The organism is Halolamina litorea (assembly GCF_026616205.1).
GTDB classification, from domain to species: Archaea; Halobacteriota; Halobacteria; order Halobacteriales; family Haloferacaceae; genus Halolamina; species Halolamina litorea.
Genome location: NZ_JANHGR010000001.1, coordinates 1,413,288 through 1,425,270, shown reverse-complemented (window position 1 = coordinate 1,425,270; position 11,983 = coordinate 1,413,288). Strand labels below are relative to the sequence as shown.

Genomic DNA, 11,983 nt, shown 5'->3' with positions numbered 1-11,983 from the left:
GTGGAACGGCCGAGTCAGATGCCGACCAGGCCGAGTGCCAGGCCGAACGTCAGCACGAGGCCGACGAGGAGCACGGCGAGACCGACGCCGACCTGTCCGGTGGTGAACTCCTGCATCGGTGCGGTTACGCGCCCCGCGTCGTCGCCGTGGTCGTGGTCGTCCATGGCGTCGGCTCCGGCCGGGTCGTACTTTGGCCTATCGGAACCGCGGCAGCGTCCGCTGGGCCGCGACACGGGGTGCCGACGAACGACACGGGGGCCGTGCGTGGTCGCGAGCCGTGGCTGGCTATCGGTCCAGATAGCCGGACTCCCAGACCAACAGCATGCCGGCGACGGCGGCGAACATCCACGCGCCGAAAGAGAGCAGGAACATGAACCATCCGGCGTCACGGCGGCCGGTGGCAAGCAGTAACACCGTCCCGAGAGTCATGCCGAGCACGGTCAGCCCGACCGCGCCGGCGGCGAGCGTGGCCTGTCTGCTGAGTCCGAACGCCATTGCTCGGACGTTCGGGGCGACGGGGATAAACGGCCCGACACCGGCGCGGTTAGATCGAGGGGTCGACCCGTTCGAGCGCCCGCTCGAAGTGGGCGGCCGTCAGCAGGATCTCGTCGGCGTGCTCGTTGGCCTCCTCGCCGTCGTAGCGGTTCGCCACGTCCTCGACGGCCCCCATCGTCGCCTCGCGTACGACCGCAGCCACGTCGGCGCCCGTGTAGCCCTCCATCGCCGCCGCGATCCCGTCGAGGTCCACGTCGTCGGCCAGCGGCTTCCCCTCGATGTGGACCCGGAGGATCGCCCGCCGCGCCGCCTCGTCGGGCGCGGGAACGAGGACGTGGGACTCGAAGCGTCCGGGTCGGAGCAGCGCCGGGTCGAGGGCGTCCTTGCGGTTCGTCGCCGCCAGCACGACGAGGTTGGGGTTCTCGGCGGCGCGGTCGAGTTCGGTCAGTAGCTGAGAGACCACGCGCTCGCCGACGCCGGAGTCGCCGCCGGAGCCACGAGCGATGGCGACCGCGTCGATCTCGTCGAAGAACACGACCGCGGGGGCGGCCTGCCGGGCGCGCTCGAACAGTTCGCGGACGGCCTTCTCGCTCTCGCCGACGTAGCGGTCGAGCAGTTCCGGCCCCGCCACCTGGAGGAAGTTCACGCCGCTCTCGCCGGCGATGGCCCGAGCGAGCAGCGTCTTCCCGGTACCGGGCGGGCCGTGGAGCAGGACCCCCGAGGGCGGCGACGCCGAGACGGCGTCGAACAGCGGCCCGTAGGAGAGCGGCCACGCGACGGCCCGTTCGAGGGTCTCCTTGGCCTCGTCCAGGCCGCCCACGTCGTCGAACCCCACGTCGGGGGACTCGGCGACGTACTCCCGCATCGCGCTGGGTTCGACGGCCGCGAGCGCCGACTCGAAGTCCTCGCGGGTGATCTCGATGTCGGCGGCCGCGATGGCCGTCGCCGGGTCGGCGGACTCGGTCTCGTGCCGGCGAACGCGCCGGAGCGCCGACATGGCCGCCTCCTTGGCCACCGAGGCGAGGTCGGCACCGGTGAACCCGTGGGTCCGCTCGGCGAGGCGGTCGATCCGTACGCTGTCCGCCAGCGGCATGTTGCGGGTGTGGACGTCGAGTATCTCTCGTCGGCCAGTCTCGCCGGGGACGCCGATCTCGATCTCGCGGTCGAACCGGCCGCCGCGGCGGAGCGCGGGGTCGATCTCGTCGACGCGGTTGGTGGCGCCGATGACGACCACCTCCCCGCGGGCGTTCAGCCCGTCCATCAGCGAGAGCAGTTGGCCGACGACGCGGCTCTCCACGTCGCCGCCGTCCTCGCGTTTGGGCGCGACGGAGTCGATCTCGTCGAAGAAGATGATCGCGGGCGCGTCCTTCTGGGCGGCCTCGAACACCTCGCGGACGCGCTCCTCGCTCTCGCCTTTGTACTTGCTCATGATCTCCGGGCCGGAGATGCTGATGAAGGTGGCGTCGACCTCGTTGGCGACGGCTTTGGCGATCAGGGTTTTCCCGGTGCCGGGCGGGCCGTGCAACAGCACCCCCTTCGGCGGGTCGATCCCCAGCCGTGCGAACAGTTCTGGGTTCGAGAGCGGCAGTTCGACGGTCTCGCGCACCAGATCGAGTTCGTCGTCGAGGCCGCCGATGTCCTCGTAGGCGACGCCAGTCGAGGCCCCGCCCGCCCCGGACACCTCGACGGCGCCGCCCGACACGTCCTCGCTGGCACCCGTGGGAGCGCTGTCAGCGTCGTCGGCCTCGTCGCCCCCGCCGACGTCGATACGCACGGGGCCGTCATCTGACTCGCTGGATCGGCTGGTCCCGCTGAGTTGGTCAGGTGTGGATTCGCCCTCGATCACGACCCGCACCTCGGTGTCGTCGGTGACGCGGACCCGGCCGTCAGGGTCAGTCCCGTCGACGGTGAAGCCGATGCCTGAGAGCCGTTCGAGGTGGAGTTGGTCGCCCGGCGCGACCGGTCGGTTCCGTACGTCCTCGGTCACGAGGCGCTCGATCGTGTCGCGCTCCACGTCGACGGTCCCGAGCGCCGCCGGCGCCCGGAGCGTGACCGAGTCGGCTTCGGGGAGGTCGGTGGCGGCGACGCGGACGGTGTCACCGACTTTCACGCCGGCGTTGGCGCGGCTGTCGGCGTCGATGAGGATGACGCCGTCGGGCACGTCGCCGCGGGCCGGCCAGAGTTTCGCGACGGTCTCGCGTTCGCCCTCGACGAGGACGGTGTCCCCCGAGAGCAGGCCCAGCTTCCGGCGAGCCGACTCGGGGAGGCGGGCGATGCCGCGCCCGGCGTCGCGCTTCTCGGCGGCGCGGACGGTGAGACGGAGGGAGTCGCTCATGGCCGGGCCTGCGCGCGGGTGCCCCAAAGCGTTGCCGGAGCGACGCTATCGGGGTGCCGGACGACGACCACGTGGATCGCCGGTCGCGTGCCGTGGATGGTCTTGCACGATAGCGTCATGGGTTCGTCCTCGCCGACATGACGTCGGCGACGCTCACTCGCCGGGACCGGTTTCACCAGAACGACTTCGTCCGCGCGTACTGGCGCTCCTGTTCGAGGATGTCCCGGTAGAAGTCGGCCTCGTCCTCCCGGAACTTCGAGATGATCCGCGCCGCCGTCTGCGGCCCGACCCCCCTCGCCGCGAGCGCCCGAACGGCCTTCATGCCGTGTTCCTGTACCAGATTGGCCGACTTGAACGCCTTGCGCGTCATGCGGTCCTGCTCGTCGTCCTTCTCCTCGGCGCGAGTCGCTTTGACGACCTCGTCGGCCCACGGGTTCAGCGCCGCGATCCGGGTCGAGCCACACTTGGGACACTTGATCGGCTCACGAATCTTCCCGACCTCCTGTCGGCGGTTCCAGTCCTTGCAGTGGACACAGAACAGCAACACTCGGTCGCCTTCCAAGCGGTCCCGGACCGTCTGGATCACGCTGGCGTCGGCGCCCTCGGGGACGAGGAACTCCCCGCCCGCCGAGCGTCCGCCGGCGCCAATTGGCGTGCGCTCGCGGGCCGTCGCCAGTTCCACGTCGCCGTCGTCGGCCTGCAGTTCGCTCAGGAGGTCCCTCGTCTCGGTGAGCGCGAGGTCCTCGTGGAACACCTGTCGGAGCGCCTCGTCGTAAACAGGGGTGTCCGACAGCGCGGCGAGCAGGCGGTCACCGCCGAAGCGCCCGCGGCCCTGATAGCGCTTGAGCGCGCCGAACTTCGCGGCGACGTGGGAGAGGGTGAACTTCAGGGCGTCGGCGTTCTTCAGCGCCAGTTCGAGGATCGCTTCGACGTGACTGGGGTCCGTTTCCAGCAGCACGTCGTGGAACTCGGCGATGCCGACGCCGCTTGGCACCTCGAACTCGACGCGGTAGGGGTCGACCTCCATCCCGACCGAGGAGCCGGTGCGCTGACCGACGAGCGCCGAGCAGATCCGGCCCAGCGTCTCGTTGACCTGGTGCCCGTACGGGCTGTTGAGCACGACCGTTCGACCCTGTGACTCCAGTACCAGCCGGTTCGCGGTCGGGACAGGTGCCTCCACATCGACCTGCCGCTCGACCGGGTCCAGCGCGACCTCCGCGGTCGCGGCGTCGACGGGGTAGCGGCTCGTGAAGTCCGACGCGACTGCCGACAGGCCCGCGCCGTTCGCGAACTGCCGCCCCGCGATCTCGCGGAGTTCGCCCACCTCGTTCGCGACGGCGGCGGGAACGGGGATTTCGGAGCCGACCCACGTCGGCACCTCGCCGCCGGGGTCCTGTACCGGCGAGACCTCGACGCGCTCTTCGTCCTCGTCGACGCGGTCCACGCGCCACATCTCGCCGCGCTGAACGAACACCGATCCCGGCTCGGCGAAGTTGACGACGAAGCGTTCGTCGAGGCTGCCGATCCCGCGACGCGAGGAGACGTCGTACACCTCGTAGCTCTCCTCGTCGGGGATCATCGAGAGGTTCGCGTAGTAGTACTGCCACGTCCCCCCGGAGCTCTCGATGCGGTCGTGGTCCTCCTCCAGCCAGAGCAGGCGGTTCGAGGAGAGCTCCCGGACCACCTCGCGGAACGTCTCCTCGGGGAGGTCCCGAAACGGGTACGCGCGGGTGATCCGCTCGTAGGCCTCCCGGGCGTCGATCTCGCTCTGGTCCATCAGCAGGCCGACGATCTGGTTGGCGAGCACGTCGAGGCTCCCCTCGTGGATGCCCGCCGGCTCCACGTCGCCGGCCTTCGCTCGGCGGGCGATGACCATCGCCTCGGCGGCGTCGTCGGCGTCCGAGACGACGACAGTTCCGTGCGAGACCTGCCCGCGGCGGTGGCCCGCGCGCCCGACGCGTTGTAGCAGGCGGGCGACTTCGCGGGGGGAGCCGTACTGCACGACGTGGTTGACCCGGCCCACGTCGATCCCCAACTCCATCGACGACGTACAGACGAGGCCGTCGATCTCGCCGGCCTTGAAGTCCTCCTCGACTTCGATCCGGGCCTCCTTCGAGAGCGAGCCGTGGTGGATCCCGATCGGCGCGTCGAGGCTCTTGAACCGGGCACCCAGTGCCTCGGCGGTCTGGCGGGTGTTGACGAACACGAGCGTCGACTCGTTCTCGGCGACCACGTCCCGGATGAACCGGACGTGGCTGGCGATCTCGGGTTCGGTCGCGAGTTCGCCGGCGAGCCGTTTGTCGGCGCTCGTGATCTCGGGACTCACGACCGACAGGTCGACTTTCGAGCCGGCGTCGACCTCGACGATCCGGTAGTCGCGGTCGGTTCGTTCCTCGCCCCGGACTGAGCCGGTGAGGAACTTCGCCACCTCGTCGGGGTCGCCGACGGTCGCCGAGAGCCCGATCCGCTGGAACGGGCCCGAAAGCTCCTGGACGCGCTCCATGGCGATGGTGAGTTGGGCGCCGCGCTTCGAAGCCGCCAGCTCGTGGACCTCGTCGATCACGAGGTGCTGTACGTCCGAGAGGGCCTTCCGGAGCTTCTTCCCGGTCAGCATCGCCTGCACCGTCTCGGGGGTGGTTATCAGCACGTCCGGCGGGTCGTTCGCCTGCTTGCTCCGCTGGTAGTCGGTGGTGTCGCCGTGGCGCACGTCCACCTCGAGGTCGAGCGTCTCGCCCCACCACTCCAGCCGTTCGAGCATGTCCCGGTTCAGCGCCCGGAGTGGCGTGATGTACAGCGCCGAGATACCGTGGCGCTCCTCGGCGGCCGCGATCTGGTCCAGCACGGGCAACATCGCCGTCTCGGTCTTGCCAGTCCCGGTGGGGGCGATGACCAGCGCGTGGTCCCCCGCGGCGAGCGGCGGGATCGCGCGGCGCTGTGGCTCGGTCGGGGTGGTGAACCCCCGCTCGGAGAGGGCCGCCCGAACCGCCGGCCCGAGGTGCGTGAAGGCGTCGACGCCGGCGTTCTCCATTCGGCCGAATGCAGGTGGCCGTCGGGGTTAAGCACCACGGCTCCGGCCCTCTCGGCTCCCCGGTTCGTTCGCCGCGAGGGGTACACGTAAGGCGACGCCGACGCCACCGACGGGTATGCACGTCGACGCCGATCGCCTCCGGGCGGACATCGAGACGAACGCCGAACACGGTGAGATCGAGGTCGAGGAAGGACGCGGCCGGACAGTGCTGACCGGCACCGACGCGAACCGCGCCGCCCGGGAGACGCTCGTCGAACGGATGGAGGACGCGGGACTCGACGTGACTGTCGACGCCGTCGGCAACATCGCCGGCACGTGGACCCCTGACTCCGCGGACCCCGACGCCGCCCCGATTGCTGCTGGGAGCCACGTCGACTCGGTCCCGGAGGGCGGGATCTTCGACGGCCCGCTCGGGGTCTACGCCGCGCTGGAGGCCGTTCGAGCGATGCAGGACGCCGGCGTCGAGCCGGCGCGGCCGCTCGTCGTCGTCTCCTTCACTGAGGAGGAGGGACAGCGATTCTCGGAGGGGCTGCTCGGCTCCTCGGTGGCCGTCGGGGAGCGCACGGTCGATGAGGCGCTCGCCATCGAGGACGACGAGGGGGTCAGCCTCGAAGAGTCGCTCGAACGGATCGGCTTCCGCGGCGAGGGGCGACTCGACGCGGGCAACTGGGAGGCGTGGTACGAACTCCACATTGAGCAGGACACCCGGCTGGAGCGCGAGAACGTCCCGGTCGGCGTCGTCACGACGATCACGGGCATCACCCACTGCGAGGCGGAGATCCTCGGCGAAGCGAACCACGCCGGGGCGACGCCGATGGACGAGCGAACCGACGCGCTTGCCGCGACCTCGGAGGTGGTCCTCGACGTGGAGGCCGCCGCCAACGACGTGGTCGCCGAGGAGAGCGAGACCGCGGTCGGGACGGTCGGCTCGCTCTCGGTGTCGCCCAACGCGACCAACGTCGTCCCCGGAAAGGTCGAGTTCGGCGTCGACATCCGGGACGTCGAGTACCAGTCGATGCAGACCATTGTCGAGGCGACTCGATCGAGCCTCGCCATCGTCGAGGCCGACCGCGGTGTCGAAACGAGCTTCTCGCGGCCGTTCGATCTCGAACCGACGCCGATGAGCGAATCGCTCCGCGCCGCCGCCCACCGTGCGGGCGACGCGGCCGGCATCGGGACGATGGACCTTCACTCCGGCGCCGCCCACGACACGATGCACGTCGCAGACGTAACCGAGGCTGCGCTGCTGTTCGCGCCCTCACAGGACGGCATCAGCCACAACCCCCGGGAGTGGACCAACTGGGCTGACTGCGCGAACGCGGCGCAGGTGCTGGCCGGTGCGATGGCCGACGTGGCGGGCGTCGACGCCGCCGAGGAGTAGAGCGGCGTAGTCGCGTGGCTCTCGCCCGCCATCGCTGGCGAACAGGTGGCAGAAAATCGGTGACGCGGAACGGGTAGCCACGCACCCGCGAACCGTCCCGCGGCGGTTCTCAGATCACGGCGGGAGTGGTCCCGCCTTCCTACTTGAACTCGGGCTACGGGAGCGCGTCGAACGCCTCGTCCAGTAGCGTGACGGCCCGGTTCCGCTGTCGGCGGAGGGCGACTACCTGCTTCTTCCGCTCGTCGGCGTCGAGGTCGTCCAGCTCCGCGGCGGCGGCGAGCCCTGGGTAGGAGGGGCGGTCGGTCGCCGGGTCCTGCTCGAACTGGCCTTCCGTGGTGTAGTCCACGCGGACGAGCGCTCGTGAGAGGCCGAGGATCGCTTCGTTCGCGGCGTCGGCATCGATTTCGCCGGCGTCGATCCGGTCGTAGTACGCGTGGGTGACGTTTTCGAGGTCGGCGAGTCGATCGCTGACGGCGGAGAGGTCGAACGCCTCGCCAGCGGCGGCATCGTACTCCTGTACGGTCTCTCGGTGCTGTTCGAGCGTGTGTCGGAAGTCGAGCGGGAGCACGTCCTCGCGGGCCAGTCGGGCGACGATCGTGGCGTAGATCCGGATGTCCCGAACGAGCACGTCCGGGTCGGCCTTGTCGAGGGTGTCGGTGCTCAGGTGCCACGCGTTGCTGTGGCCGCCACAGCCGCCGACGGCGTGGTAACCGCGCTCCTCGCGGACGTCGGTGGGGATGTTCGAGGAGAGCATCAAGCAGCCCGTGACCCCGAGGTTGTTGAACGAGTAGTCGCCCGCGCGTGGCGGTCGGACCTCGGTGGCGTCCTTCCCGCTCACGTCGGCGACGGCGTTCCGGGCCAGTTCGTCGGCCTCGGGCATCCAGCAGAGCATGTCCTCGAACTCGGTGGCGTCGACGGCGCCCGGGGAGTCGACGTTCACTTGCGCCACGCAGTTGTCGGCGATATCGAGGCCGAACTGTTCGGCGTACCACGTCGACCCGGCGTAGCGCCCGGTGGAGTGGCCCGGCCACCAGCAGATCCGGACGTCCCGCGAGAGTTCGTCGGCGTGTTCCTCGAAGACGCGAGCGAGTTCGAGCAGCGCCGCGTCGCCCGTCGCGTTGTCGGCGATGCCGACGTGCCAGGAGTCGTAGTGGCCGTGGACGAGCACGAAGTCGTCGTCCGCGGCGTCGTCGGCGCCGGCGTCGATCCGGGCCTCGACCACCGGGCAGTCGAACCAGCCCGTCTCCGTCTCGGCGGTGAGCGCGATCGAGGTCCCCTCGCCGTGTTCACGCAGTCGTTCGCCGACGGGTGCGGCGGCGACGACGACGGGGACGTCCGGAATACGGTGCTCTTCTCCCGGCTCGGGCGCGCCGCCCCAGATCGGCGTCGCGATCCCCTCGTGGGGTTCGCGCTCGTGGGGGTGGACGACAACCACGCCTTCGACGCCAGCCTCGTCCAGTTCGCCGATCGCTTCGATCGGGAGTAGCCCGTCGAGGACCGCGACCTTCCCCGTCATGTCGCCGACCTCTCCGAGGTCCGTCGAGAGCAGGTCGTCGACGCTCGCCTCACCGGTGGCGAAGTCCACCATCTCGCCCGCGGCCTTCCCGCCGCCGAAGGAGACGGTCTTGACGGCGTCGAAGGACTCGCCGGCGGCCGCGAGCGATGCGTTCCCGGGAATCGAGAGGTAGAGTTCGGGGTCGTAGCGCTCGTGGCTGACGCCGAAGTCGGCGAGTCGATCGGTGACGTACTCGGCCGCTTCGACCTCCTCGTCGCTGCCGGAAACCCGTTCTAAGTCCGCGAAGCGCTCGACCAGCGCCCACGGGGCGTCGGCGTTCACGGTGTCGTACAGTTCTCGCTCGAACCCTGAGAGGTCGGGCTCCTCGCGGTCGTAGAGGCTGTAGTTGGCCATCGACATAGTTGCGGCTTGGTGGCAAGGGACAAGTCCGTTCCGGAGCCGGCTATCCCGCCGGGGGACCTCCGGTGGACTCATCCCCTCGGCGGCCACAGACGGAGCCATGAAGAAACACGTCTCGCGCTCCCGGGTCGCCGGACGCTGCCGCGCGCCGCCGTCGAAGAGCTACACCCACCGAGCCATCCTCGCCGCGGGCTACGCTGAGGACGCCACCGTCGAGGACCCGCTGGTCAGCGCCGACACCCGGGGGACGATGCGCGCGGTCTCGGCGTTCGGCGGGAAAGTCGACCGCTCGCGCCTCGACATCGGCACCCTCCGCGTCGAGGGGTTCGGCGGGCGCCCTGACGTGCCCGTCGACGTGATCAACTGCGAGAACTCCGGCACGACGACGCGGCTGGTCACCGCCGCGGGCGCGCTCGCCGACGGGCTGACGGTGCTCACCGGCGACGACTCGCTCCGGTCGCGCCCCCACGGCCCGCTGCTCGACGCCATCGAGGACCTCGGTGGCCGGGCCGAGAGCACCCGACGGAACGGGCAAGCGCCGCTCGTCGTCGGCGACGCGCTCCCCGGCGGCACCGTCTCGATGCCCGGCGACGTGTCCTCACAGTTCATCACCGCGCTGCTGATGGCCGGCGCTGTCACCGAGGAGGGGATCGCGATCGACCTCGAAACCGAACTCAAGTCAGCGCCGTACGTCGAGATAACGCTCGAAGTGCTGCAGGCGTTCGGCGTCGACGCCGAGCACACCGATTCGGGCTTTCGGGTCCCCGGCGGCCAGCAGTACAGCCCGGAAGACGGCAGCTACAGCGTCCCCGGCGACTTCTCCTCGATCTCCTACCTCGCCGCCGCGGGCGCCGTCGCCGCCGACGAGGGTGGCGAGGGCGTCCTCGTCGAGGGTGCCCACCCGAGCGCGCAGGGCGACACGGCCATCGTCGAGATCCTCGACCGAATGGGAGCCGAGATCGACTGGGACGAGGACGCCGGTGAACTCCGTTCCGCCGGTGGCGACCTCTCCGGGATCGAGGTCGACGTGGCCGACACCCCGGACCTCCTCCCCACCATCGCCGCGGTCGGCGCCGTCGCCGATGGGGACACTCGGATCGTCAACTGTGAGCACGTGCGGCTGAAGGAGACCGACCGCGTGACAGCTATGGCCGAGGAGCTGGGGAAGCTCGGCGCCGAGGTCACCGAAGAGCAGGACACGCTCACCGTCCACGGCGGCGAGAGCGACCTCGTCGGCGCGGAAGTCGACGGTCGCGGCGACCACCGGATCGCCATGGCACTGGCCGTCGCCGGCCTCGTCGCCGAGGGGACGACGACCATCAGCGACGCCGAACACGTCGACGTATCGTTCCCGGACTTCTGGACGGTGTTCGACGACCTCGGCGCGACGGTCACGAACGCCTGACCCCGGAGACGCGCCGGCGAATGCGAGGGGCCGCTGACGGGAACTGTTCCGATCGTTGTCGGTAGCTCTTTGGCCGTCGCTCCGTGACTGAGGCCGTGACCGAGTTCACACCCGACCTCCGTGCGGCCCGCGAGGAGGACGGCTACGTCTTCCCGGCCTACCGCGACCGTTGTTTCGCCGACACCCCCGAGAGCGCCCTCTCCATCCTCTCCCCGGCGTTCCCACGGAACCTCCCCGACGAGGCGTTCGCCGGCCTGCTCGACGACGGTATCGAGAACGTCGTCCTGCTCGTCATCGACGGCTTCGGTCTCGATCAGTGGAACCGCCTCGCCGACGACCTCCCGCTGCTCGACGCCTTCGAGGCCTCGGGGACCGTCACTCCCCTCACCTCCACGTACCCCTCCGAGACCGCCGCCGCGATCACGACGCTCCACACCGGGCTGCTCCCCGCGGAGCACGGCCTGCTCGGCTGGCACCAGTACCTCGACTCGATCGACGAGTCGATCCAGACGCTCCCGTTCCTGCTGGAGGACGGTACGCCCGTACAGGAACGCTACCCGCTCGCGAACCCCCGGGACCTGTTCGAGGGTGAGGCGATCTACGACGACGCCGAGGCCGCCGGGATCGACACCCACGTCACCCAACCCGGCCATATCGCCGGCTCGGCCTCCTCCGAACTCACGACCGCCGGTGCCGAGACCCACGGCTACTGGAACGTCGCCGACATGGCCGTCACGCTCCGGGACGTCGTCACCGACGGCGACGGCCCGACCCACGCCACCGCGTACGTCCCGAACGTTGACAGCGTCTCCCACCGGACCGGGACCGCGACCCACCGCTACGACGCACAGGCCCGCATGGTCACCGAAGCGATCCGGACGGGGTTCATCGACACTCTCGACGCTGAAACCGCCGAGAAGACCGCCGTGCTGGTCACCGCCGATCACGGGCACACGAACGTCGACCAGTCGGTCGCGGTCGACCTCTCGGTCCCTGAGGTACAGGACTGCCTCGCCCGCGGCGACGACGGCGAGCCGATCCCCCCGATGGGTGGGCCGCGGAACGTCCAGTTCCACGTCCGGGACGGTCACGTCGAGGAACTGCGCGACCACGTCGAGGCCGTGGCCGACGGCGACGTACTCACGTTCTCGGAGGCGGAGTACCGCGAGCGCGGCCTGTTCGGAAGCAACCACGCCGACCCGGGCGCACTGTTCGACCGCCGCGCGCCCGACCTGCTTGCGGTCCACCGGGAGTCGCCGATGTGGCACGAACCCGACGACAAGATCGGCGTCCACGGCGGCATGACGCCCGAGGAGATGCTGGTACCGTTCGGCGCGGCCCGTGCGAGCGACCTCCGCTGAACCGCGGAACCACCAGCGCGCGCTCCGCGGCGTTGACCACACAAGGCCCGCTTCTGCAACGAC

Annotated in this window: 8 protein-coding genes; 3 read left to right on the top strand and 5 right to left on the bottom strand. The window is 70.2% G+C overall.

Annotated features, from left to right (window positions below; all coding sequences use genetic code 11):
• Window positions 1-14 precede the first annotated feature (14 nt).
• The 4 genes from NO998_RS07420 to NO998_RS07405 form a co-directional block, all read right to left on the bottom strand.
• Window positions 15-233 (bottom strand): DUF7550 family protein, encoded by a 219-nt coding sequence (locus NO998_RS07420; RefSeq protein WP_425601455.1) that lies wholly within the window; start codon window positions 231-233, stop codon window positions 15-17.
• Between the two features lie 52 nt (window positions 234-285).
• Window positions 286-495 carry a hypothetical protein gene (locus NO998_RS07415; RefSeq protein ID WP_267646470.1) on the bottom strand — a complete coding sequence of 70 codons (210 nt, stop codon included), beginning with the start codon at window positions 493-495 and terminating at the stop codon, window positions 286-288.
• Window positions 496-544: 49 nt separating this feature from the next.
• Window positions 545-2,830 carry an AAA family ATPase gene (locus tag NO998_RS07410; RefSeq protein WP_267646469.1) on the bottom strand — a complete coding sequence of 762 codons (2,286 nt, stop codon included), beginning with the start codon at window positions 2,828-2,830 and terminating at the stop codon, window positions 545-547.
• 172 nt (window positions 2,831-3,002) lie between these two features.
• Window positions 3,003-5,858, bottom strand: a complete 2,856-nt coding sequence (locus NO998_RS07405; RefSeq protein WP_267646468.1) for a DEAD/DEAH box helicase — start codon at window positions 5,856-5,858, stop codon at window positions 3,003-3,005.
• 115 nt (window positions 5,859-5,973) lie between these two features.
• Between NO998_RS07405 and NO998_RS07400 the strand changes: the two genes are divergently transcribed.
• The gene (locus NO998_RS07400) at window positions 5,974-7,239 is read left to right on the top strand and encodes a Zn-dependent hydrolase (RefSeq protein ID WP_267646467.1); all 1,266 of its coding nucleotides are present in this window, start codon (window positions 5,974-5,976) and stop codon (window positions 7,237-7,239) included.
• 154 nt (window positions 7,240-7,393) lie between these two features.
• On the opposite strand, the gene NO998_RS07395 is transcribed toward NO998_RS07400, so the two are convergent.
• On the bottom strand, window positions 7,394-9,154 hold the full coding sequence (locus NO998_RS07395; protein ID WP_267646466.1) for a M28 family metallopeptidase: 1,761 nt from the start codon (window positions 9,152-9,154) through the stop codon (window positions 7,394-7,396).
• Window positions 9,155-9,254: 100 nt separating this feature from the next.
• Here NO998_RS07395 and aroA point away from each other — a divergent pair, with 100 nt between their 5' ends.
• Both aroA and NO998_RS07385 read left to right on the top strand, forming a co-directional pair.
• Complete coding sequence (aroA, locus tag NO998_RS07390; protein ID WP_267646465.1) at window positions 9,255-10,559, top strand: 3-phosphoshikimate 1-carboxyvinyltransferase; 1,305 nt, start codon at window positions 9,255-9,257, stop codon at window positions 10,557-10,559.
• 95 nt (window positions 10,560-10,654) lie between these two features.
• Window positions 10,655-11,920, top strand: a complete 1,266-nt coding sequence (locus NO998_RS07385) for an alkaline phosphatase family protein (RefSeq protein WP_267646464.1) — start codon at window positions 10,655-10,657, stop codon at window positions 11,918-11,920.
• Window positions 11,921-11,983: the final 63 nt, after the last annotated feature.

What these genes read in the sequence shown, in the direction of transcription:
- NO998_RS07415 (WP_267646470.1), bottom strand. Translation starts at nt 495, where the DNA reads ATGGCGTTCGGACTCAGCAGACAGGCCACGCTCGCCGCCGGCGCGGTC.
- NO998_RS07410 (WP_267646469.1), bottom strand. Translation starts at nt 2,830, where the DNA reads ATGAGCGACTCCCTCCGTCTCACCGTCCGCGCCGCCGAGAAGCGCGAC.
- NO998_RS07405 (WP_267646468.1), bottom strand. Translation starts at nt 5,858, where the DNA reads ATGGAGAACGCCGGCGTCGACGCCTTCACGCACCTCGGGCCGGCGGTT.
- NO998_RS07400 (WP_267646467.1), top strand. Translation starts at nt 5,974, where the DNA reads ATGCACGTCGACGCCGATCGCCTCCGGGCGGACATCGAGACGAACGCC.
- NO998_RS07395 (WP_267646466.1), bottom strand. Translation starts at nt 9,154, where the DNA reads ATGTCGATGGCCAACTACAGCCTCTACGACCGCGAGGAGCCCGACCTC.
- aroA (WP_267646465.1), top strand. Translation starts at nt 9,255, where the DNA reads ATGAAGAAACACGTCTCGCGCTCCCGGGTCGCCGGACGCTGCCGCGCG.